The organism is Mycobacterium sp. E2327, from assembly GCF_001672675.1.
In the GTDB taxonomy this organism is placed as follows: Bacteria; Actinomycetota; Actinomycetes; order Mycobacteriales; family Mycobacteriaceae; genus Mycobacterium.
In genome coordinates, this window is record NZ_LZKE01000207.1 from 18,899 (window position 1) to 38,801 (window position 19,903).

The window sequence follows — 19,903 nt, forward strand, 5'->3', positions numbered from 1 at the left end:
CCGGCGTGTCGCCGCCCTGAGCGCACACTCGACGCCCAGGACTCACGCTCAACGCGGTGCCCTACCGTGGCCCTGTGCGATGGATCGTCGACGGCATGAACGTGATCGGGAGCCGCCCCGACGGGTGGTGGAAGGACCGCGGCGCGGCCATGGCCACGCTGGTGGAACGGCTCGACCGATGGGCATCGGCCCAAGGAGAGGACGTGACCGTGGTGTTCGAGCGACCGCCGGTGAGAGCGATCACCTCGTCGGTGATCGAGGTGGCGCATGCCCCGAAGGCGGCCGCGAACTCCGCCGACGACCAGATCGTCCGGCTGGTGCAGGCCGCCGCCCGGCCGCACGAGATTCGGGTGGTGACGTCGGACAAGGGTCTCGCCGATCGAGTCGGCGCCCTCGGTGCGTCGGTCCAACCCGCGGCGAGTTTCCGCGACCTGATCGACCCGCGCGGCTGATGGCGGCCCAGGGCGGTGTCCCCGCACCGAACCGGGTCTGCGAGCTCGCGCGGATCGACGTTCCGATCATCCAGGCGCCGATGACCTACATCGCCGGTGCCCAGCTGGCCGCCGCGGTCTCCAACGCCGGCGCGCTGGGCATCATCGAGACCACCTCCGAGGCGGGCCGCGTCGACGTCCGACGCGTCCGCGAGCTCACCGACCGTTCGGTGGGCGCCAACATCGCGCTGCTGTTCAACCGCGATCCGGCCGTGGTGGATCTCCTGGTCGCCAACGACATCCGGTTCGTCACCACCTCGGCGGGCGACCCGGCGCTGTTCACGGATCGGCTCCACGACGCGGGCATCACCGTGTTCCACGTGGTGGGCACGCTGGCCGCCGCCCGCAAGGCCGTCGACGCCGGCGTGGACGGGCTGGTGGTCGAGGGCGTCGAGGGCGGCGGGTTCAAGAACCGATTCGGCGCCTCCACGATGGTGCTGCTGCCTTTGGTCGCGGCCCACGTCGACGTGCCCATCGTGGCCGCGGGCGGGATCTGCGACGCCCGATCCATGGCCGCCGCAATGGTTCTCGGCGCCGACGGCGTGCAGATGGGCACCCGGCTGATGGCCTCGGCGGAGTCGCCCGTGCACGTCAACCTTAAGCAGGCGGTCGTGCGCGCCGACGACACCGCGACCGTGCTGCTGCCCCTTGACGGCAAACGGATGATGCGGGTGATCCGCACTGCGGCCGCCGAAAAGCTCGACTCGTCAACGTCTTTGGGTGCGGGCGGGGCGGCGCTGCAACGCGTGCAGCGGCTCTACTTCGACGGCGACATGGACGCCAGCGTCGCCAACACCGGTCAGGTGGCCGGCCGGATCGAGGACATCGCGCCGGCCGCCGACATCATCGAGCGGATGTGGACCGGGTGCCGCCACGTCCTGGCCGCCACCGCCGATCGGCTGGGACGAGTTACGACGGACGGCTTCTGACGTCGAACTCGACCCGCTCGCCGTCGACCTTGGTGATGCGCATGTGCGCGGTGTATTGCTTGCCCTCCGGGCCGGTGAAGTGACAGTCGAACTCCTGGCCCACCTTGGCCTCCACGCCCGACGGGCAGTGCACGTCATTCGGGTGAAAGCCGGTCTGGCTGGAGACGACGTCGACGACGGATTGCGCCGCGCCGTCGGGCTTGACCGTCGACTTCGCGTGACACGCGGTCAGCAGGACCGCCGTCGCGAGCATCCCCGCCGCGGCCCGCTCGACAAGTTTGGTCATTGCTCAGCCGCCATTCGCCGTTGACGATCGTGATCGGATCGTCAGGCTAACACGCAATGACGGTGATTCCGGCGCTACGGCAGCTCAGAGCCGTGCGCCGTGTTGCGCTGCAAACAGCCGGCGTCAGCCGACCGCGGCCAGCGCCGCGTCGTAGTCGGGCTCCTGCGCGATCTCCGGAACCAGCTCGGTGTATGCCACGTTGCCGTCGGCGCCGATCACGACCACCGCGCGCGCGAGCAGCCCGGCCATCGGGCCGTCGACGATGCTGACGCCGTAGTCCTTGCCGAAGTTGTCCCGGAACGCCGAGCCCGTCTTGACGTTCTCGATGCCCTCCGCGCCGCAGAACCGCGCCTGCGCGAACGGCAGATCGTTCGACACGCACAGCACCGATGCGCCGGTCGCGGCGGCGCGCTCGTTGAAGGTCCTCACGCTGGTCGCGCACACCGGGGTGTCGATGGACGGAAAGATGTTCAGCACCACGGGCTTACCGCTGTACTGGTCGTTGCTGATCGCGCCCAAGTCCGTGCCGGTCAAATTGAAGGCCGGGGCCGACGATCCGACGGCCGGCAGCTCGCCGACGGTGTTGATCGGGTTTCCACGCAAGGTTATCTGTGCCATGCGCACAGTCTGCCAAGGCCGGTGCGACCGCCTCGGGTCAGGTCCGGATGTCCTAATCCGTGGGGTGCATGGCATAGACGCCATGTCCCGGTTTGGCCGAGACTGAAGCCATGGCTCGCAGGGTGGTGATCGTCGGCTTTCCGGGCGTTCAGGCGCTCGACGTCGTGGGACCCCACGACGTGTTCACGGGGGCGTCGCTGCTGACCGACGGCGGGTACGACGTCGCCATGGCGTCTTTGGACGGCCAGCCGGTCACCACCGCCACCGGCCTGGCCTTCCTCACAACGCGGCTGCCCGACCCGAGCGAACCGATCGACACGGTGGTGCTGCCCGGCGGCGGCGGGGTCGACGCGGCCCGATCCGAGCCCGAGCTGGTGGGCTGGATCAAACGAGTCACCGGAAGCGCCCGCCGCGTCGTCACCGTCTGCACCGGCGCGTTCCTCGCCGCCGAAGCGGGGCTGCTGGACGGCCGGCGCGCCACCACGCACTGGGCGTTCGCCGGCCGGTTGGCCCGCGAGTTCCCCGCCGTCGACGTCGATCCCGACCCGATCTTCGTCCGCAGCTCGGACACGGTGTGGACGGCGGCGGGCGTCACTGCCGGCATCGACCTCGCGCTCTCCCTGGTCGAGGACGACCACGGGACCGAGGTAGCCCAGACGGTCGCCCGCTGGCTCGTCCTGTACCTGCGCCGCCCCGGCGGGCAGACGCAATTCGCGGCGCCGGTATGGATGCCGCGGGCCAAGCGCACCTCGGTGCGTCAGGTGCAGGAGGCCATCGAGGCCGAACCGGGCGGTCAGCACAGCATCGGCGAGCTGGCCCGTCGCGCGGCGATGAGCCCGCGCCACTTCACCCGGGTGTTCACCGAGGAGGTTGGCGAGGCGCCCGGCCAGTACGTCGAGCGCATTCGCACCGAGGCCGCGCGCCGCCAGTTGGAGGAGACCGACGACACCGTCGTCGCCATCGCCACCCGGTGCGGCTTCGGCACCGCGGAAACCATGCGGCGCAACTTCATTCGGCGCGTCGGCATCTCACCGGACCAGTACCGCAAGGCTTTCGCCTAAATCGAAAGGAAATACCGATGACCCAGATCGCATTCGTCGCCTACCCCGGATTCACCGCGCTCGACATGATCGGCCCCTACGAGGTACTGCGCAACCTGCCCGACGCTGAGGTGCGGTTCGTGTGGCACGAATCCGGGCCGATCACCTCCGACTCCGGTGTGCTGGTCATCGGCGCCACCCACTCGCTGGCCGAAACCCCTTCCCCCGACGTGATTTTGGTGCCGGGCGGCCCGTCGACCCCGGTGCACGCGCGCGACGAGGCGCTGCTGGAGTGGCTGCGCCGGGCGCACCGGACCGCGAGCTGGACGACGTCGGTGTGTTCGGGTTCGGTGATCCTTGCCGCCGCGGGCCTGCTCGAGGGCCGGCGCGCGACGTCGCACTGGCTGGCCATTCCGTTGCTGAAGGGATTCGGCGCCGTCCCCGTGGCCGACGAGCGGGTGGTGCACGAGGGCGACGTCGTCACCAGCGCCGGCGTGTCCGCCGGACTTGACCTCGCCTTCTGGCTGGCCGGCCAGATCGCCGGCGAAGGCCGTGCGAAGGCCATCCAGCTCGCGATCGAATACGACCCGCAGCCCCCGTTCGACTCCGGTCACATGTCGAAGGCGTCGGCGACCACCAAGGCCGCCGCCACGGCGCTGCTGTCGAAGGACAGCGCCAAGCCGGCCAACCTGAAGGCCACCACGATGCTGGCGTGGGAGCAGGCGCTGTCCGCGGTGCGATCGCGGCGGCGGAAGCGGGTCTCGCCCGCCGCTTCGGTCCCGTCCGCCTAGGACGCGCCTGCCCGCGGGACGAACCGAACGAAGGGCAGGTTTTCGCCGACGGCGCGGAAGTCGGCGTCCGACCCGTCGACGGAGAATCCCAGCACACGCGGCAGCACGAACTTGGCCGCCGCGCGGTGCCGCGACGCATACCGGAGGAAGACTTGCGCCCCTTCATCCTTGTCGAGCGGTGTGGCGGTGACGGGTATCGTTCGCGTCCCCACCTGGATGCTGACGTCGGGGTTGCGCAGGATGTTGCGGTACCACGCGGCGCCGGGGCCCCACCCCGAGGCGACGACATAGGTGTCGCCGTCGCGCTCGGCGACCTCGAGGACGGTCTGGCGGGGCTTGCCGGAGACTCGGCCGGTGTGGTTGAGCAGCAGCAGGCGGCCGTCGAACACCCATCCGAGCCCGAGCCGGTAAAGGTGGATCGGGACGCGGAAAAGGAACCGGGTGAGTCCCGCCGGTGGCTGAATGTTCCTGACGATCTTCATGATTGGCCGCCTCCGCGCGCACTACAGTAGACAACTGCAATTATTGCACACTGCAATTGTTATGGGTAGTGGTGAGCGCCGCTCGGCGCTAGGCGTTGGGCTGCAGGAACTCCGTGGAGGCCAGCTGACCGCCGGCCTGCAGCCACGCCCCCACCACGCCGGGGGCGTCCCGGTTCGGGTTGTAGATGTCTTCTTCGCTGGAGAACAGGCCGTCGCCGGCGTAGACGAGCCGCGTCCAGTTGGGGAACCAGAACGGCTCGCCGTTCGGGTCGGTCGGGTGGTCGAGCAGGTTCCTGATCATGAGCACCACGGCGTCGTTCTCGTCGTCGTAGGCGACCCAGTCGCTGGGAAAGCGCATGTGCGGGAAGGGGGCCATCACCGCGACGATCCAGTCGCGCACCGCCTCCCGGCCGTGAAAGACGCCGTAGTGATGCTCGGTGTACACGACGTCCTCGGTGAAGAGATCGGCGAAAGGTCGCCAGTCGCCCGAGGCGCTGCACCCCTCGGCGACTTTCGTGTAGTTTTCGACGGCTCGCTCGATTTCTGCCCTGGTGAATTTGCCCATGTCGGACACACTAGAACGGGTTCTTGTTGAAGGCGACGCTTTGAATGGGGATGTGCGATGAGTGTGCTGGACCTGTTTGACTTGCGCGGCAAGAGGGCTCTGGTGACCGGGGGGTCCAGCGGCATCGGCAAGGAGGTGGCGTTGGCCTACGTTCAGGCCGGCGCCGAAGTGGCCATCGCGGCAAGGCATTCCGACGTCTTGGACGAGGTCGCGGCAGAGCTCACCGCGGTGGGCGGCCGCGTCGTGCCGATCGGTTGCGACGTGACGCAACCCGAGCAGGTCGACGCCATGCTGGACCGGGCGACCGCGGAGTTGGGTGGCCTCGACATTGCGGTCTGCAACGCCGGAATCGTCACCGACATCCCGATGCTTCAGATGCCGCTGGAAGAATTTCGGCGCATCCAGGACACCAACGTGACCGGCGTCTTCCTCACCGCCCAGGCGTCAGCCCGGGCGATGGTGCGGCAAGGGCGGGGCGGGTCCATCATCACCACCGCGTCGATGTCGGGCCACATCATCAACATCCCGCAGCACGTCGGCCACTACTGCGCCTCCAAGGCCGCGGTCATTCACCTGACCAAGGCCATGGCCGTCGAGTTCGCGCCGCACAACATCCGGGTCAACAGCGTCAGCCCGGGCTACATCCTCACCGAGCTTGTCGAACCGCTCGCGCACTACCACGCTCAGTGGGAACCGAAGATCCCGATGGGCCGCCTGGGCCGGCCCGACGAACTCACCGGCCTCTACCTGTACCTGGCCAGCGCGGCGTCCAGCTACATGACCGGTTCGGACGTCGTGATCGACGGCGGCTACGCCTGCCCCTGACCTACCCCTGACCTACCCCTGACCGCGGGGTCAGCCGACGACGACCGGGCGACCGAACCGGGTCCGCACACCGGGCGAAAAGAGTGGGCGCAGGCGCTCGCCGGCGGGGCGCACCGCGCTGGCGCCGAGCAGGTCGTCGCTGAGCTCGACGATCTCCGCGCTGCGAAACGGCCACTGTTCGTGCTCGTTTGGCACCCACCAGGTCCGGCCGGCCTTGCGGGTGTGCGCCCCCCAGCGGGCGGTAAGCCAGATCTCGATCGGTGTCGGCTCGGCCGCGTCCCCGACGACGATCGTCAGCCGGCTGCGCAGGCCCCGCCGCGGCCAGCGGCGCACGCTGTCGTACGCGATGTGCTCACCACGGCGCGTCACCCGCATCCGCGACCAGACGTAGGGCACGCCGAGGGCCATCCGGATCAGCGGCACGATGGCCAGCCGGGACGTTTCCAGCGAGCGGAACAAAACGCCGTGCCGGCCGGCGTCGTCGATCGAATACAGCCGGACGTTGGTCTCCGCGAAGCCGCCGAAATACGGCACCGGGAACGCGGTGCCGACCTTGGTGCTGGTCAACATGAACGGGATCAGCCCGACGTAGGTCATCCCGTCGGCGAACACGTCCGGCCGGGTGCCGGGTGGGTAGAAGCGTTCGACGCTCTCGGGCCGAACCGGCCAATGGAGGAAGGTCAGGTCGTCCCAGCGCTGCTCGAACGTGACCGGGCCGGGAAGCGGCGGCGCGGTGACGGGGAAACCCGCGAGGCCTGATTGCGCGTCCGGCAGGTCGGGTATGGCGGCCATCCGCACATCGTTGCACGGGCCGCGTTTGCGGCCTATCCCTCCAACTGACCGGAGATCCCGCGCTCGATGCTGGCCTGGGTCGTGGACGGCAACACCAGGAGGCCGTCGAGTTCTTTGCGGGCCCGGTCGAAGGCCTGCTGGCGTTCCTGCGGCGCGGCGGCGGGGTCCGACGCCACCCGCAACAGGCTCTGGGCGCGCGCGATCCGCTGTTGGGCCTCCCGGGAGAAGTCGCCGCGGCGTTTGCGCATCGCCTCGGCCTCGGCGACGTTGAACGCGGTCACGTAGTCCTCGACCGCCGATTGGTACTGCGCCGCCGCCTCCCGGTCGTCGAGGAGGTCTTCGGCCTTGACGGGGCGCAGGAAGTCCGCCCGCAGCTTGGCTTTGTGGAAGGCGACCGTGAGCGGATCCCGCATGTCGGTCATCAAAGGGAAGTCGAGAAGCTTGGCGACGTCGAGTTCGTACTCCAGCCATCGGGCGTCGGTGCGGCCGTGCTCCTCGATGACGCGGCGCAGCGAACGCCATTGCGCCGCTTGACCATTCACACTGCGGTCGGTCGGCGGGCCCGCGGTCTCGGCCGGTCGATCGAGTTGGGGGCGCTGTTCGGTGCGGCGCCTATTGGCGCCGAACGCCCGCACCGCGGCGATGACCATGCCCGTCAGCGGCAGGATCACGATCAACAGCTCCGCCAGGCGGATCAGCAAACCCACACCGCCAGGATGCCATCTAACGCACGCCCAATGTGCCGCTGAGATATTCGGCGCGGCAGGCCCGACGGGCCAGTTTCCCGCTGGTGGTGCGCGGGATGGCGCCGGCCGGCAGGAAGCGCACATCGGCGACCGCCACACCGTGCCGGCGCGAGACCGCGTCCTCGATGGCCTCGATGGCCGGTTGCGGATCGGCGCGGCTGGTGCCGGCGGCGCGTTCGGCGATCACGACGAGGCGTTCTTCGCCGTTCGCGGGGACGGCGAACGCGGCGACGTATCCGCGGCGCACCATCGGCGAGGCTTCCGCGGCGGTGGCCTCGATGTCTTGCGGGTAGTGGTTGCGCCCCGCGATAGTGATCAGGTCCGCGATGCGCCCCGTCACGTAGATCTCGCCGTCGAGGTAGACGGCCAGATCACCGGTCCGCAGCCAGGTTCGCCCGGCCGCCGCGCCCTCGGCGTGGCTGCCCTCGGCCAAGCGCGACTGCAGCTTGGCGCCGAAGGCGAGCTGGGTTTCCTCGGGCAGGCCCCAGTAGCCGCGACCGACGTTATCGCCCTGCAGCCAGACCTCGCCGACCTCACCGTCGGGCAGCTCGGATCCGCTGTCGGGGTCGACGATCACTGCCCACAGGCTGCGGGCGACCCGGCCGCAGGACACCTGCGCCACGGCGTTGGGCGCGTCCGCGTCGACGCGCACCGCGTGACCGGCGCTCAGTTGCTCGCGGTCGAGATACACGACGGATGCCTCGGCGGCGGCGTCGATGGTGGCGATGAGCAGGGTCGCCTCCGCGATGCCATAGGAGGGCTTGAAGGCGGTGCGCGGCAACCCATACGGGGCGAAGGCCTTGTTGAACGTGCGGATCGCATCGATGCTGACCGGTTCGGAACCGATGATCATCACCACGTTGCGCAGGTCGACGTCGTCACCGGGCGCGGGCAGGCCCCGCTGCGCGGTCCACTCGTAGGCGAAGTTCGGCGCGGCGGTCACCACCCGGCCCTGCTTCGACCCGGCGGACAGCGCATGGATCCAGCGCAGCGGCCTGCGGACAAAGGCGGTGGGCGCCATCAGGGTCGAGTGCCCGCCGTACACGGCGGGAAAGCCGATCATCGACAGGCCCATGTCGTGGTAGAGCGGTAACCAGCTGACGCCGTGGGTGTTTCGGTCCAGCAGGTCGATCGAGAGGATCATCTGCACCAGGTTGGTGCCGACCGCGCGGTGGGTGATCTCCACGCCGACCGGCGGCCGCGTCGCGCCCGAGGTGTACTGCAGATGCGACACGCGGTCGATGTCCAGCGCGACGGGGACGAACAGCTCCGCCGCCGAGTCGGGGACCGCATCGATGACGATCAGCTCCGGCGTGCGCAGGTCCGGCAGGCTTTCCAGAAAGCGCTCGACCGCCTCTTTGGCCGCCGCCGTCGTGAGGACCGCGGCGGGTTCGGAGTCGCGAAGCGCGGTCTGCAGCCGTTCGGCGTGACCCGGCAGCTCGGGTGCGAACAGCGGGACCGCGATGGCGCCCGCTTTGATCGCGGCGTAGAAGCCGGCGACGTAGTCGATGCCCTGCGGCGCCAGGACCGCCACCCGGTCGCCCTCCGCGGCGAACTCTTGCACCTCCGCGGCGATGGCCCGCAGCCGGACTCCCAGTTGGGTCCAGGTCACCTCCGAGACCTGGCCCTCGGAGCGGGCGTAGTCCAGGTAGCGATACGCCACGGCGTCACCGACATTGGCGATGTTGCGATCGATGAGAGAGATCAGGGTGGTGCCCGGCGGCAACGCGACGCCGCCGTCGGCGTCCAGGCAGTCCTCGATCAGCAGCAGGCCTTTTGGAGCCGCGGCGTCGTGGCGGGTACCGCAATCCATGAGCGCAGTCTAGGGGCCCGGCGGGGCGGCCCCGGGCTGCCGGGTCGGCCCGCGGCGGGCGCCCGCGCCGCAGCCGGGCGAACCTCACCCGCGCTTATCGGCGGCTCGCTCGACGGCCGAACAGGGCGAGTAGCTGGTCGCTTGGGGTGGCGGCCGCGGGCGACGTCAGCGGCGCGGCGAACACCCCGCCGGCCAGTCCGGCCTCGGCCAGGGGTGGCGAAACGCACAACAGCGCCGAGGCGACATCCGACGGAATGGGGCGATCGGTTCGGCACGCCTGGGCGATGTCCCACGCGTGCAACACCATCTCGATCGCCCCAACGTGGACAACGGTTTTGGCGGGGAGCGAGCGGCCATAGATTTCGCACGACCGGCCCGTGGTGGGTGCCGAGTTCGACACGAGGAGCAAGTCGACGATGGCGACCCGCAACGCGGCGACGGGATCGGTGGGATCGCCATCGGCCGCCGCCCGCCCGGAGGCTGGGTCGCGCGCCGTCAGCACGTCGGCGACATCCGTCAGCGAGCTGCGCACATGACCCAGCAGCCGGCGCAGGTCCCAGTCCGTGCAGGGCGTCGGCGCCGAGAGGTCGGCCTCGCGAACCAAAAGGAGGTTGCCCAACAGGTACCGGGTCGCCTCGGCCAGAACGCGGAGTTCGTCGGTGTCGGACACGGTCCGGGCCCTCAGCCCGGGAACGTCTCGGGCAACCCGAACTTGGCGACCAGCGTGGCGTCGTTGAAGGCGACGATGCGGGAGATGCGGCCGCCGGCCAGCGACAGCACGTCCAGGCCGTGAGCCCGGAAGGAACCGTCCGCCGCCCGCCGGTACATGGCGAACGCCGGGGCGCCGTTGGCGCGGGTGTGGGCCAGCCGCCATTGGTCCGGCGTATGCAGCACCACCCGGGCAATGAATCCGCGCACCGCTTCCTGCCCCGTGAACCACGTTGGGATGGGCGGCATTTCGAGCTCGACGTCCGCGCGCAGCAGCTCCGCCAGTTGGTCGACGTCGGCGTGTTCGAAGGCGGCCATGTAGCGGTCGAGGATGCCGCGCAGTTCCGGTTCGGCGGGCTCACCAAGCTCGTCGAGCGTCGGGCCGGCCTCGGCCAGTCGCGCCCGGGCGCGTTGCAACGCGCTGTTCACCGCCGGCGTGGAGGTCTCCAATATCTCGGCGACTTCGCCGGCCTGCCAACCCAACACGTCGCGCAACACCAGGACCGCGCGCTGCAACGACGACAAGTGTTGCAGCGCAGCGACGAACGCCAAGCGGACGCTGCTGCGCACCGCCACCACCACCGCGGGATCGTCGGTGGCGCCGTACAGCAGGCTGTCGGGGGCGGGTTGCAACCACGGGATCTCGGATTGCGCCGGGGCCAGCGCGGCCGTCGGGCTGTCGGCCGGGGCGCTCAGCCCGGAGGGCAGCGGACGCCGCTTGCGCGTTTGCAACGCGTTCAGGTAGGTGTTCGTCGCAATCTTGTACAGCCACAGCCGCACCGACGAGCGGCCCTCGAACTTCTCGTAGGCCTGCCACGCGCGAAGGTAGGTGTCCTGAACCAGATCCTCGCATTCGTCGACGGATCCGAGCATGCGATAGCAGTACGCCCGCAACTCGGATCGGTACCGCTCGGCGACTTGGGCGAAATCGTCGACGCTGACGTCCGACATGGCCCAAAGCCTTTCACGACCCGCTGCGCGACGGCCGGGGATCGTTGGGATTCCGCTCGCCCGGCGCCGGGTCCTCCCACCATTGCGCCGGCTGATCGCCGTACGCGTCGTGCCAGTTCCACCACGCATATGCGGGACCCTGCGGGTAGCCTTCCGGGGAGTCCTCCCAATCCTCTTGGCGCCCAAGGGCGGTCATGTCCAGGTAGCTCCAGGTGGTACCCAGCGCCTCGTCGCCGCGGTTGTTGATGAAGTAGGTGCGGAACACCCGTTCGCCGTCGCGGATGAACGCGTTGGTGCCGTGCCACTCGTCGACCCCGAAGTCGCGGTCGAAGTCGTCGGTGATGGTGTACCACGGCATCCGCCACCCCATCCGGTCCTTCACCCGCTCGATGTCGGCCTGGCCGGCGCGGGAGGCGAACACCAGGGTGGTGCTGCGGGCGTTGAGATGCGCCAGGTTGCCGATGTGATCGGCGATCATGGAGCAGCCGCGGCAGGCGTGGTCGGGCCAGCCGTCCACCCCCGGCTCCAAGAACGCCCGGTAGACGACCAGCTGACGCCGGCCGCCGAACAGGTCCAGCAGGCTCACCGTGCCGTCGGGCCCGTCGAACTGGTAGGGCTTGTCCACCTCGAGCCACGGCATCCGGCGGCGCTGGGCCGCCAGCGCGTCGCGGGCCCGGACTAGCTCCTTCTCCTTGACGAGCAGCCGCTGGCGCGCGGCCTCCCATTCCTGCGCCGACACGATCGGGGGCGTTTGCATGTTCATCTCCAGCCTTTCGGTTGTGGGGGAAGGTCTTTCAGGCAATCTTCTGCAGGCCGGCGCCGGTCAGTAGGTAGCCCGCGGCGACGGCGTCCGTGTCGGCCTGCGCCAGCTCGACGACGGCCGCGCCGGCCACCTGGGGGTTGACCAGTTCGCCGAGCTGCTTGACGTATTCCTCCTCGGATCGGCCCTCGCGGGCCGCGTATGCCCGCACGGCGGGGCGGCCGAGTTCGGTCAGCGGGGTGATGCGGGGCATCAGGGCGGTGAAGCTGATGCCGAGTTCGGCGCGGTTCGCCTCGTCCTGGGCGTAGCCCGTGATGAAACGCTGGGTGGCCTTGGCGCCGGCGTACCCGCCGCTGAGCGGGGATCCCGCCAGGGCGGCACCGCTGCTGAAAACCACCACCCGGCTGCCGGGGCGCAGCGGCTTGAGCAGGGCCTCGCGCAGCCAGTGGAAGGCGATGCGCACGTCGGTGTTCCAGTTGGCCGAGAACGTCTCCCAGGTGTGGTGTTGCAGCGGGCGAGGCAGCGGGCTCGCCCCGGCCACCAACACCAAAACCTGCGGGTCGTACCGATCCAGCAGGGTGCCCGGCACCGATGGTTCGGCCGCGTCGGCGACCACCGCTTCGATGCTGCCGGCGCCGTCGGTCGGCTGGGGAAACATCGTCGCGGTGCGGGACACGGCGATCACCGAGGCGCCGGCTTCGGCCGCGGCCGTTGCGATGCCGCGGCCCAGGCCCCGGCTGGCGCCCACGATGAGTGCGGTCTGGCCGGATAGGTTGTTCATCTCGTCCTCCTGGTGATGGTGTTATGCGGGCGTTGCCGTCGCAAGCAGCTGGGCGTATTGACGCTCCAGCTCCTTGGCCGGGGTGCTGTCCCAGCCCGCGGCGATGGACTGGGAGACCGGGTCGGGGAAGATGTCCTGTTCGCCGCGCTGCAGCGCGTCGAAGACGGCCGCCGCCACCGACCGCGGGGTGGCTTTCGGGATGTCGAGTTCGCGGCTCATATCGGTGTCGACGGGGCCGGTGAAAACCGCGAAGACCCGCACGCCCTGGGGCGCCAGGACGGCACGCAGCGACTGGGTGAGGTTCAGCGCGGCGGCCTTGGAGATCGAGTACGCCGGAATGATCGGCAGCGGCGCCAACGCGTTGACCGACAGGTTGTTGATCACCGCTCCCCCGGAACGAATCAGCGCCGGCAGGAACGCCCGCGTCACCGCATGGGTGCCGAACAGGTTCACGGCCAGGTGCCGTTCGAGCAGCGCGGGATCGCTCAGGTCGTCGTAGAGCGCGATGCCGGCGTTGTTGATCAGCACGTCAAGCGATTCCGCCGCGGCGGCGGCCGCGCGGATCTGTGCCGCGTCGGTCACGTCGAGCGCGACGGGGACCACCCGCTCGTCGGGAAACGAGGAACCGTCTCGTGTGCCCGCGTACACCCGGTCGGCCCCCCGGCGCAGGGCTTCCTGCACGAAAGCCCGACCGATGCCGCGGTTGGCGCCGGTGACCAAGACCGTTTTGTCCGCGAGTGTGTCCTCTGCCAAAGCCATGACAAGCCCCTCTCCAGCGAAAAGCCCCCGCACGGGGGGTGCGGGGGCGATGTCGATGCAACTACAGGTATAGACAGGTTCCGTCACCGAAACTCATCGCAAAGTCGGATGCCAATTTCCGCGTGTGCCGCGCGGGGGCCGGCGACTACTGGCAACCTCGGTTGTCATCGCGGTCGGGTGCCGCTTAATTCACCCGGCCGCAACAAAATTGGGGTTGCCTTGGGCGGGGATTTCGGGAACGGGAAGATAGGGGCGACAGATGACCACAACAGAGCGTCGGGCACCGGAACGACGCGGGTTGATCCAGCGGCTGACCGAGGTGTGCGTCCGCTACGTCGAGCGCGTCATGCCCGACCCCTACCTGTTCGCGGTCATCCTGACGCTCATCGTCGTGGCGCTGGTGGCGCTGCTCGTCCGAGGTGCGTCGGCCTCCGGCATCCTCAAGGCGTGGTACGGCGGGGTGTGGGGACCGCAGAACATCTTCACCTTCGCGTTCCAGATGGTGCTCGTGCTGGTGACGGGTTACACGCTGGCCGAGGCGCCCGCCCTCAAGCGCGCCATCATCCGGCTCGCGAGCAAGCCGAAGAATCAGGTCCAAGGGGCGCTGCTGTGTTTCGGGGTCAGCACCGTCTTCTCCCTGCTGAACTGGGGACTCGGTTTGGTGGCGGGCGCCCTGGTGGCGCGCCAGGTCGCAAAACGCCTGCGGGGCGCGCATTTCGGCTACCTGATCGCGACCGGGTTCATGGGCTACATCGTGTGGACGCAGGGCCTGTCGTCATCGATCGCGCTTGCCAACACCGACACGACCAGCCCGATCAACGTGATCCACAAGATCGCCGGGATCACGGTGCCGTTGACGCTGACGGTTTTTCAGCCCTACAACATGATCGCCGTGATCACCATGGTCGCCCTGCTCGCCGTCGCGATCTGGCGCATGGCGCCCCGAGACGGTCTCGAGCCCGATCCGGCGGTCTTCGACGAGGAGCCGGAGCCACCCGCACCCGACGGCAAGCGGACGTTTGCCGAGTGGTTGGAAAACCTGTGGATCCTCAACGTCATCGTGTTCGTCGCGGGCATCACGTACTTCGTGCTGAGCGGCTTCGCGCTGAACATCTCGTCGATGATCATGCTGTTCACCATCACCAGCGCCCTGCTGCACCGGACGCCGATTCGCTTCATCCGGGCGTTTTCGGGCGCGGCGAAGGTGTCCGGCCCGCTGCTGCTGCAGTATCCGCTGTACGGCGGGATCGTCGGGCTGTTGGGTTATCTGCCCACCGGGTCGGGCAAGGCGCTGCAGACGGTGCTGGCCGAGGCGCTGGTGCGGGGCGCCGACCAGTACACCCTGCCGTTCCTGACGTTCGTCGGGTCGGTCATCATCTCGTTGTTCGTGCCGTCCGGCGGCGGCCACTGGGCGGTGCAGGGACCCATCGCCGTCGACTCGGCGCTGGCCATCGGCCAGCACTCGCCGGCCTACCTCGGGCTGACCTCGATGTCGGTCGCGGTCGGTGAGGGGGTGGCGAACATGATTCAGCCGTTCTGGCTGCTGCCGGTGCTCGCCATCGCGAAGCTCAATGTTCGCCAGGTGATGGGTTTTACGGTGATCGCCTTCCTGGTCGGTTTCGCGGTCGCCAGCGCCATGGTCCTCATTGCCCCGTATGTCATCTGACGCGCCCGCCTCGATGCAGGCCTCTCCCACAGCGCGCGTCGACGCCGCGTATCGGCGCATCGCCGAAGTCGACCGGCCGGAAATCTGGATCACGCTGCGCGCACCGGACGACGTGCTGGCCGACGCCGACGCGGTCGAAGGGCGGCTCGCCGCGGGAGAGAGCCTTCCGCTGGCGGGGCGGGTGGTCGCCGTCAAGGACAACATCGACGTGGCGGGCCTGCCGACCACCGCCGGTTGCCCCGAATTCGCCTACCGGCCCGCGAGCACGGCGGCCGCGGTGGAGCGGCTCCGCGACGCCGGGGCCGTCGTGCTCGGCAAGACGAACCTCGACCAATTCGGCACCGGGTTGGTCGGCACCCGCAGTCCCTATGGCACCGTGCGCAATTCGCGTCATCCTCACCTGGTCGCCGGCGGCTCCAGTTCCGGGTCCGCCGTAGCGGTCGCGCTGGGCATCGCCGACATCGGCATCGGCACCGACACCGCGGGTTCGGTCCGGGTCCCGGCCGCGCTCAACGGGATCGTCGGCATCAAACCCACGCTCGGCATCGTCCCCACCCACGGGGTCGTTCCGGCCTGCCCGAGCTTCGACGCCGTCTCGGTGCTCGCGGCGGACCTCGCCCTGGCGGCGGCCGCGGCGAGAGTGATGGCCGGACCCGACTCCCGCGACGCCCGCAGCCGCACCTGGCCGGCCGACGTCCGCCTGGCCGCACCCGGCGTACCGCGGGTGGCCGTCCCGGCGCCCGCGAACCTCACCGCGCTCAGCGACGGGTACCGAGACGCGTTCGAGCGCAGCGTGGTTCGCGCCTCCGACGCGGGGCTGAGCCTCGAACCGGTCGACGTCTCGGTTCTGCTGGAGGCGGCCCTGCTGCTGTATGACGGCGCGTTTGTCGCCGAAAGATACGCCGCGGTCGGCGAATTCCTCGACACCGCGCCCGCGGGCGCGGACCCGCAGGTCGCGGCGATCATCACCGCGGGACGCGAAATCACCGGCGCCGCATTCGCCGCGGACTCCGACGCGCTGGCCCGCGCGCGGGTCGCCGCCGCGGACCTCCTCGGCGGGTTCGATGCGCTGCTGCTCCCGACGACGACCGAACACCCCGCGTTGGCCGATGTCGCAGCCGATCCGTTCACGATCAACCGGCGCATGGGCACCTACACCAATTTCTGCAACCTGCTCGACATGGCCGCGGTCGCCGTTCCCGGTGTGGCGACGGCCGGCGGTGGACCGTTCGGCGTGATGATCGTGGTGCCCGCGTTCCATGACCAAATCGCCATCGACATCGCCGCCCGCCTCAGCGGAGCGCCACCCACGCCGCTGGTCGAAAGTGGCCGCGAGGTAGCGCTATTCGGGTTTGAATCCCTGCGCCGGCGACTCGAACTCCTGGGCGCCCGCCACGGCGGTTGGGTCAAGCCCGGACCGGGGGCGCCGTCGCGGGGCGAGCTGTACCGGGTCTCGGAAGCCGGGCTGGGGCGGCTGCTGGCGGACCTTCCCGCGCCCGCGACGCTGACAACGGTCGAACTCGACGACGGCCGCACGGTCACCGGACTCACCGAAAAGCGCTGACCGGCAGCTACATCCACAGTTTGGCCAACGAGTCGGCGAGGGTTTCGGGGTCCTGCTTGTCGGTGTTGCACGTGATGGCCAGGGACGTGTTTCGGTCCTTGCTCACGCGGAATGCCGTGACGAACCCGCCCCATGCGCCGTCGTGATCGAGCGTGCCGTTGGCCATCAAATAGATGCCGGCCCCGTACCGATCGGCGCCACCCGGTTCGGTCGGCACCGCGCCGGCCAGTTGCGCATCGAGGAGCGCGGGGCCGCCCACCCGGCCGGTTCGGTAATTGTCGGCCCACTCGACCAATTGGCTTGGCGTCGTTTGGATTCCGCCGTCACCGACCTGCTCCCAACCAGATTGGGTCGGCCGGTAACCGCTGCTGCTGTTCTCGTATGGAACGGCTTTGTCGGGAATCGGGCCGGTGGGGTCCAGAACCATGGCCAGCCCGAGCGGACGGAAGATTCGTTCGGTGAGAAACTGCGGCAGCGGTTGCCGCGCGACTCGGCGGACGATCTCGCCGAGCAGCAGGTAATTGGAGTTGGAGTACTCGAATTGGGAGCCGGGCTGAAATTCCGGCTTGGGCACGCCGGCCAGGGCCTGCAGGGCCTGGTCCTCGGTGGTGCGGTCGGCGATCTGATATCCCTGTGCCTCGAGAAGCCCGACGTACTCGGGGATTCCGCTGGTCTGGTGCATCAGCTGCGCCGGGGTGACGGTGGCCGCCCACGTCGGCAGCTCCGGCAGGTAGCGGGACAACGGGTCGTTGAGGGCCAGCTTGCCTTCGGCGACGAGCAGGAGCAGCCCGGTGGCGGTGAACTGCTTGGATACCGAGGCGATGTCGAACACCGTCTGCGCGGTGATGGCCTTGCCGCTCGACATGTCGGCGACACCGCGAACGCCCGTCCACACCACCTGTCCCTTGAGGCCGACCGCGGCCGAGCATCCCGGCGCGCCGGCCTTGATCGCGTCGTCCAGCACGGTCTGGCTGCGAGCGGCCGCGTCGGCGTGATCGGTCGCCGACGAGGTGGTGCTGGGCCCGGGGCCGCGGGCGCCGCCGCAAGCGCCGACCAACAGCAAGACCGCGAGACACGCGAACCGCCGAGCCATACCGTGAATGATCGCGCTCGGCGCGAGGCCCCGCAGAGAAACGACGCTTCGAGGTGGTGTTCGAGGTGGCGGAGGTAGGGTACGCGGCAGTGCCATCCGGGTCACTCAGCGATCTTCAGGGAGTCGGGATGTCGGGTCGTAAGTTCTCGTTCGAGATCAACCGGACCAGCAGCGCGCCTGCGGCCACATTGTTCCGGCTGGTGGTCGACGGCGCCAACTGGTCGAAGTGGGCCAAGCCGGTCGTCCTTCAGTCGAGTTGGGCGCGCCAGGGCGATCCGGCGCCGGGCGGCATCGGAGCGATTCGCAAGGTGGGCATGTGGCCCTTGCTCGTGCAGGAGGAAACCGTCGCCTACGAGCAGGATCACCGCCACGCCTACAAGCTGGTCGGACCGCCGAGCCCCGCCAAGGACTACTCGGGCGAGGTGGTGTTCACGCCGAATCCGGCGGGCGGCACCGACATTCGCTGGACCGGCGCGTTCGTCGAGGGAGTCCCCGGGACGGGACCGGTGATGCGGGCGGCGCTCGGCGGCGCCGTGCGGTTTTTTTCGGGCCGGCTGGTGAAGGCGGCCGAACGCGAATCATCCGGCGGATCGTAGCGATTACCTTGGTGCGCAAGGCCTTTCGGGGCGCGTAACGCCCGCATCTCAGGGGTCGTTGGCCTGTTGCTCGGTCGTCTGCGCCTGCTGCATGTCCTGTAAGAACTGCTGCTGGGCCGCTTCGTTTTGTTGCTCGGCCTGCTGCATCGACTGTTGCATCTGCTGCTGCGCAAGCTGGTCCTGCAGCTGGGCCTGCTGCTGTTGCTGCAGCTGGGCCTGCTGCTGGGCCCAATCGTCATCGTCGGCGGCGAAGCCCCCGACGGGGCCGGCGGCGGGAGCCGACAGGGCCACGTCGGTCAGGCGCACGGGTGCGATCGCGGCGTGTGAGGTGTCGGGGGGCGCGGCATCGAACAGCGCGAGCATCGCCAGGGTCGCGGCCCCGGCCAAAAGCAGCCGCACCATTCGCAGCCGCCGGCGCCGATCGGGGGGTGTGGTTGTCATCGTTTATGTATCCGCCCCGTCATTAGCCGTGCGCTGAGAAAGGGCTGTCGCTCGCATATGAGATCTGTTGGGCACCGAAAAGGTTTAAACGAGACAGCCGAGGCCAAATACTAAGGGCGTCGTGGTTCGTTTGCCCGACCGGGTGATTGCCCACGATGCGCCGATGCGCTTCGGTTGCTTCGAAGAGGTGAACGAATGAAACGATTCGTTATTTTCGGAATAGCGGCCGCCGCGTGGCTCGTTCTGAGCGTTCCCATGGCGCAAGCGGATATCGGCGGAAACGTGCCCGGTCCCGGATTGTGCGACTACCCCGGTGTGGGCGGATCGGGCATGGAAATGGGGGCCTATCACTACTGGTGCGACTTCCCAGTGGAGGAGAACGGTAGTCACTGGCACTGCGAGTACGGCGGTGGTGCCGTGCAGGGCGTGGGCGGCGTCAACATCTTCCTGTTCAGCGCCTCGGTGATTACCCCGCTGGGCGTCCTAGAGGGTTCGTGTTCGTTCCGCTGTCCGGACGGCTCGCTGTCGGCCCCGCCGAACCCGCCCGGCGCATGGAAAAACGCGCTGCACCCGAAAAAATGCGTTCCGGTGGAAGTGGCGCCGACGTCCGAACCCAACACCGGGCTGCCGCCCTGGCCGGGGCAACTTCCGGGTGTAACGAACCCGGCAACCCCCAACCCGGTGACGACGGAAAACCCTTAGCCGCCTTTCTCGCTTTCGTACTTCTTGGTCATATGCTCGACGGCCTGTAGTTGAGACTGCGCGAGGCCCTCGCGAACCTGCCCGGCGCGCGCGGCGGCGTCCAGCGTCGGCTGCGCCTGACCCTGGAAGTGCGGGATCACCTCGGCGGCGAACAGTTCGGCGGATCGCTTGGTGGCGGCGGGATTGGCCCATTCGTGGCCCATCTGCAGGAAGCAGCCGAACCCGCCGGATTGGTCCCAGAGCCGCTGCACCTGGGCCCGCGCCCGCTCGGGCGTGCCGATCACCCCGGCCCCGCTCTCGTTGATGATGTCGATCATCTCGTCAAGCTGCTCCCCCGGCATGGTCATCTGCGGGAAGGCCGCGATCTTCTGGAAGTAGTTGAACCACGACTCGATGCCGAATTTCACGTCGGCGCGGGCCTGCTCGTCCGTCTCGGCGATGTGCATCGGGCCGACCAGGCTCCAGTCCTTGCGGTCGACCTGCGTCCCGAAGGCCGCGGCGCGC

Annotated in this window: 23 protein-coding genes and 1 pseudogene; 9 read left to right on the forward strand and 15 right to left on the reverse strand. The window is 69.1% G+C overall.

All coding sequences use genetic code 11. From position 1 onward, the window contains the following. Nucleotides 1-74: 74 nt before the first annotated feature. Together A5712_RS23545 and A5712_RS23550 are read left to right on the forward strand one after the other, a co-directional pair. Complete coding sequence (locus tag A5712_RS23545) at nt 75-452, forward strand: NYN domain-containing protein (RefSeq protein WP_068110573.1); 378 nt, start codon at nt 75-77, stop codon at nt 450-452. Beyond that, nucleotides 452-1,420, forward strand: a complete 969-nt coding sequence (locus A5712_RS23550; RefSeq protein ID WP_068110576.1) for a nitronate monooxygenase family protein — start codon at nt 452-454, stop codon at nt 1,418-1,420. Before A5712_RS23545 ends, A5712_RS23550 begins: the two co-directional genes overlap by 1 nt. Here the strand turns inward: A5712_RS23550 and A5712_RS23555 are convergent. Both A5712_RS23555 and tpx read right to left on the reverse strand, forming a co-directional pair. Beyond that, nucleotides 1,401-1,706, reverse strand: a complete 306-nt coding sequence (locus A5712_RS23555; RefSeq protein WP_231982213.1) for a DUF4333 domain-containing protein — start codon at nt 1,704-1,706, stop codon at nt 1,401-1,403. The genes A5712_RS23550 and A5712_RS23555 overlap by 20 nt on opposite strands. A 123-nt stretch (nt 1,707-1,829) precedes the next feature. Then, nucleotides 1,830-2,324 carry a thiol peroxidase gene (tpx, locus tag A5712_RS23560; protein ID WP_068110580.1) on the reverse strand — a complete coding sequence of 165 codons (495 nt, stop codon included), beginning with the start codon at nt 2,322-2,324 and terminating at the stop codon, nt 1,830-1,832. A 110-nt stretch (nt 2,325-2,434) separates the two neighbouring features. On the opposite strand from tpx, the gene A5712_RS23565 reads away from it, so the two are divergent. Further along, nucleotides 2,435-3,385 carry a GlxA family transcriptional regulator gene (locus A5712_RS23565; protein WP_068110586.1) on the forward strand — a complete coding sequence of 317 codons (951 nt, stop codon included), beginning with the start codon at nt 2,435-2,437 and terminating at the stop codon, nt 3,383-3,385. Between the two features lie 17 nt (nt 3,386-3,402). After that, complete coding sequence (locus A5712_RS23570; protein WP_068110588.1) at nt 3,403-4,155, forward strand: DJ-1/PfpI family protein; 753 nt, start codon at nt 3,403-3,405, stop codon at nt 4,153-4,155. On the opposite strand, the gene A5712_RS23575 is transcribed toward A5712_RS23570, so the two are convergent. Continuing rightward, complete coding sequence (locus A5712_RS23575) at nt 4,152-4,637, reverse strand: nitroreductase family deazaflavin-dependent oxidoreductase (protein ID WP_068110591.1); 486 nt, start codon at nt 4,635-4,637, stop codon at nt 4,152-4,154. The two genes, A5712_RS23570 and A5712_RS23575, sit on opposite strands and share 4 nt — an antisense overlap. Nucleotides 4,638-4,725: 88 nt before the next feature. Then, nucleotides 4,726-5,202, reverse strand: coding sequence for a nuclear transport factor 2 family protein (locus tag A5712_RS23580; protein WP_068110594.1), 477 nt, complete (start codon nt 5,200-5,202; stop codon nt 4,726-4,728). Nucleotides 5,203-5,259: 57 nt separating this feature from the next. Between A5712_RS23580 and A5712_RS23585 the strand changes: the two genes are divergently transcribed. Beyond that, on the forward strand, nt 5,260-6,027 hold the full coding sequence (locus A5712_RS23585) for an SDR family oxidoreductase (protein WP_068110596.1): 768 nt from the start codon (nt 5,260-5,262) through the stop codon (nt 6,025-6,027). 30 nt (nt 6,028-6,057) lie between these two features. Here the strand turns inward: A5712_RS23585 and A5712_RS23590 are convergent, their stop codons facing one another. The 8 genes from A5712_RS23590 to A5712_RS23625 all read right to left on the reverse strand — a co-directional run bounded on the left by A5712_RS23590 (nt 6,058) and on the right by A5712_RS23625 (nt 13,337). Next, nucleotides 6,058-6,819, reverse strand: a complete 762-nt coding sequence (locus A5712_RS23590) for a YqjF family protein (protein ID WP_068110650.1) — start codon at nt 6,817-6,819, stop codon at nt 6,058-6,060. A 32-nt stretch (nt 6,820-6,851) separates the two neighbouring features. Next, nucleotides 6,852-7,526, reverse strand: a complete 675-nt coding sequence (locus A5712_RS23595; RefSeq protein WP_068110599.1) for a hypothetical protein — start codon at nt 7,524-7,526, stop codon at nt 6,852-6,854. A 16-nt stretch (nt 7,527-7,542) separates the two neighbouring features. Then, entirely contained in the window at nt 7,543-9,378 is a 1,836-nt protein-coding gene (locus A5712_RS23600) for a fatty acyl-AMP ligase (protein WP_068110601.1), read from the reverse strand. 94 nt (nt 9,379-9,472) lie between these two features. Next, nucleotides 9,473-10,048, reverse strand: coding sequence for a TIGR03086 family metal-binding protein (locus A5712_RS23605; protein WP_068110604.1), 576 nt, complete (start codon nt 10,046-10,048; stop codon nt 9,473-9,475). 11 nt (nt 10,049-10,059) lie between these two features. Further along, nucleotides 10,060-11,037 (reverse strand): sigma-70 family RNA polymerase sigma factor, encoded by a 978-nt coding sequence (locus A5712_RS23610; RefSeq protein ID WP_068110606.1) that lies wholly within the window; start codon nt 11,035-11,037, stop codon nt 10,060-10,062. A 13-nt stretch (nt 11,038-11,050) separates the two neighbouring features. After that, nucleotides 11,051-11,794, reverse strand: coding sequence for a DUF899 domain-containing protein (locus tag A5712_RS23615; protein WP_068110653.1), 744 nt, complete (start codon nt 11,792-11,794; stop codon nt 11,051-11,053). 37 nt (nt 11,795-11,831) lie between these two features. Continuing rightward, complete coding sequence (locus tag A5712_RS23620) at nt 11,832-12,578, reverse strand: SDR family oxidoreductase (protein WP_068110609.1); 747 nt, start codon at nt 12,576-12,578, stop codon at nt 11,832-11,834. A 21-nt stretch (nt 12,579-12,599) separates the two neighbouring features. Beyond that, nucleotides 12,600-13,337, reverse strand: coding sequence for an SDR family NAD(P)-dependent oxidoreductase (locus tag A5712_RS23625; RefSeq protein WP_068110613.1), 738 nt, complete (start codon nt 13,335-13,337; stop codon nt 12,600-12,602). A 259-nt stretch (nt 13,338-13,596) separates the two neighbouring features. Between A5712_RS23625 and A5712_RS23630 the strand changes: the two genes are divergently transcribed. Both A5712_RS23630 and A5712_RS23635 read left to right on the forward strand, forming a co-directional pair. Continuing rightward, nucleotides 13,597-15,003 (forward strand): TIGR00366 family protein, encoded by a 1,407-nt coding sequence (locus tag A5712_RS23630; RefSeq protein ID WP_068110616.1) that lies wholly within the window; start codon nt 13,597-13,599, stop codon nt 15,001-15,003. After that, a complete protein-coding gene (locus tag A5712_RS23635) occupies nt 14,993-16,567 on the forward strand; it encodes an allophanate hydrolase (RefSeq protein WP_082973623.1) in 1,575 nt (524 codons plus the stop codon). Before A5712_RS23630 ends, A5712_RS23635 begins: the two co-directional genes overlap by 11 nt. A 7-nt stretch (nt 16,568-16,574) precedes the next feature. On the opposite strand, the gene A5712_RS23640 is transcribed toward A5712_RS23635, so the two are convergent. Continuing rightward, a complete protein-coding gene (locus A5712_RS23640) occupies nt 16,575-17,660 on the reverse strand; it encodes a serine hydrolase (RefSeq protein ID WP_068110628.1) in 1,086 nt (361 codons plus the stop codon). Nucleotides 17,661-17,788: 128 nt separating this feature from the next. Here A5712_RS23640 and A5712_RS23645 point away from each other — a divergent pair, with 128 nt between their 5' ends. Then, nucleotides 17,789-18,256 (forward strand): SRPBCC family protein, encoded by a 468-nt coding sequence (locus A5712_RS23645; RefSeq protein WP_068110630.1) that lies wholly within the window; start codon nt 17,789-17,791, stop codon nt 18,254-18,256. 48 nt (nt 18,257-18,304) lie between these two features. Here A5712_RS23645 and A5712_RS23650 read toward each other — a convergent pair whose 3' ends face one another. Further along, nucleotides 18,305-18,697: a hypothetical protein gene (locus A5712_RS23650; protein WP_156766740.1), complete on the reverse strand. Its 393-nt coding sequence runs from the start codon at nt 18,695-18,697 to the stop codon at nt 18,305-18,307. A 195-nt stretch (nt 18,698-18,892) separates the two neighbouring features. Here A5712_RS23650 and A5712_RS23655 point away from each other — a divergent pair, with 195 nt between their 5' ends. Further along, the gene (locus tag A5712_RS23655) at nt 18,893-19,399 is read left to right on the forward strand and encodes a hypothetical protein (RefSeq protein ID WP_068110638.1); all 507 of its coding nucleotides are present in this window, start codon (nt 18,893-18,895) and stop codon (nt 19,397-19,399) included. Here A5712_RS23655 and A5712_RS23660 read toward each other — a convergent pair. After that, nucleotides 19,396-19,903, reverse strand: a pseudogene (locus tag A5712_RS23660) (LLM class flavin-dependent oxidoreductase); the annotation flags it as partial. The gene A5712_RS23655 and the pseudogene A5712_RS23660 overlap by 4 nt on opposite strands.

Coding starts and splice junctions, on each gene's coding strand:
- A5712_RS23645 (WP_068110630.1), top strand. CDS start 17,789: ATGTCGGGTCGTAAGTTCTCGTTCGAGATCAACCGGACCAGCAGCGCG.
- A5712_RS23570 (WP_068110588.1), top strand. CDS start 3,403: ATGACCCAGATCGCATTCGTCGCCTACCCCGGATTCACCGCGCTCGAC.
- A5712_RS23635 (WP_082973623.1), top strand. CDS start 14,993: ATGTCATCTGACGCGCCCGCCTCGATGCAGGCCTCTCCCACAGCGCGC.
- A5712_RS23565 (WP_068110586.1), top strand. CDS start 2,435: ATGGCTCGCAGGGTGGTGATCGTCGGCTTTCCGGGCGTTCAGGCGCTC.
- A5712_RS23575 (WP_068110591.1), bottom strand. CDS start 4,637: ATGAAGATCGTCAGGAACATTCAGCCACCGGCGGGACTCACCCGGTTC.
- A5712_RS23620 (WP_068110609.1), bottom strand. CDS start 12,578: ATGAACAACCTATCCGGCCAGACCGCACTCATCGTGGGCGCCAGCCGG.
- A5712_RS23585 (WP_068110596.1), top strand. CDS start 5,260: ATGAGTGTGCTGGACCTGTTTGACTTGCGCGGCAAGAGGGCTCTGGTG.
- A5712_RS23550 (WP_068110576.1), top strand. CDS start 452: ATGGCGGCCCAGGGCGGTGTCCCCGCACCGAACCGGGTCTGCGAGCTC.
- A5712_RS23580 (WP_068110594.1), bottom strand. CDS start 5,202: ATGGGCAAATTCACCAGGGCAGAAATCGAGCGAGCCGTCGAAAACTAC.
- A5712_RS23590 (WP_068110650.1), bottom strand. CDS start 6,819: ATGGCCGCCATACCCGACCTGCCGGACGCGCAATCAGGCCTCGCGGGT.
- A5712_RS23655 (WP_068110638.1), top strand. CDS start 18,893: ATGAAACGATTCGTTATTTTCGGAATAGCGGCCGCCGCGTGGCTCGTT.
- A5712_RS23615 (WP_068110653.1), bottom strand. CDS start 11,794: ATGCAAACGCCCCCGATCGTGTCGGCGCAGGAATGGGAGGCCGCGCGC.
- A5712_RS23610 (WP_068110606.1), bottom strand. CDS start 11,037: ATGTCGGACGTCAGCGTCGACGATTTCGCCCAAGTCGCCGAGCGGTAC.
- A5712_RS23650 (WP_156766740.1), bottom strand. CDS start 18,697: ATGACAACCACACCCCCCGATCGGCGCCGGCGGCTGCGAATGGTGCGG.
- A5712_RS23625 (WP_068110613.1), bottom strand. CDS start 13,337: ATGGCTTTGGCAGAGGACACACTCGCGGACAAAACGGTCTTGGTCACC.
- A5712_RS23600 (WP_068110601.1), bottom strand. CDS start 9,378: ATGGATTGCGGTACCCGCCACGACGCCGCGGCTCCAAAAGGCCTGCTG.
- A5712_RS23640 (WP_068110628.1), bottom strand. CDS start 17,660: ATGGCTCGGCGGTTCGCGTGTCTCGCGGTCTTGCTGTTGGTCGGCGCT.
- A5712_RS23555 (WP_231982213.1), bottom strand. CDS start 1,706: ATGACCAAACTTGTCGAGCGGGCCGCGGCGGGGATGCTCGCGACGGCG.
- tpx (WP_068110580.1), bottom strand. CDS start 2,324: ATGGCACAGATAACCTTGCGTGGAAACCCGATCAACACCGTCGGCGAG.
- A5712_RS23630 (WP_068110616.1), top strand. CDS start 13,597: ATGACCACAACAGAGCGTCGGGCACCGGAACGACGCGGGTTGATCCAG.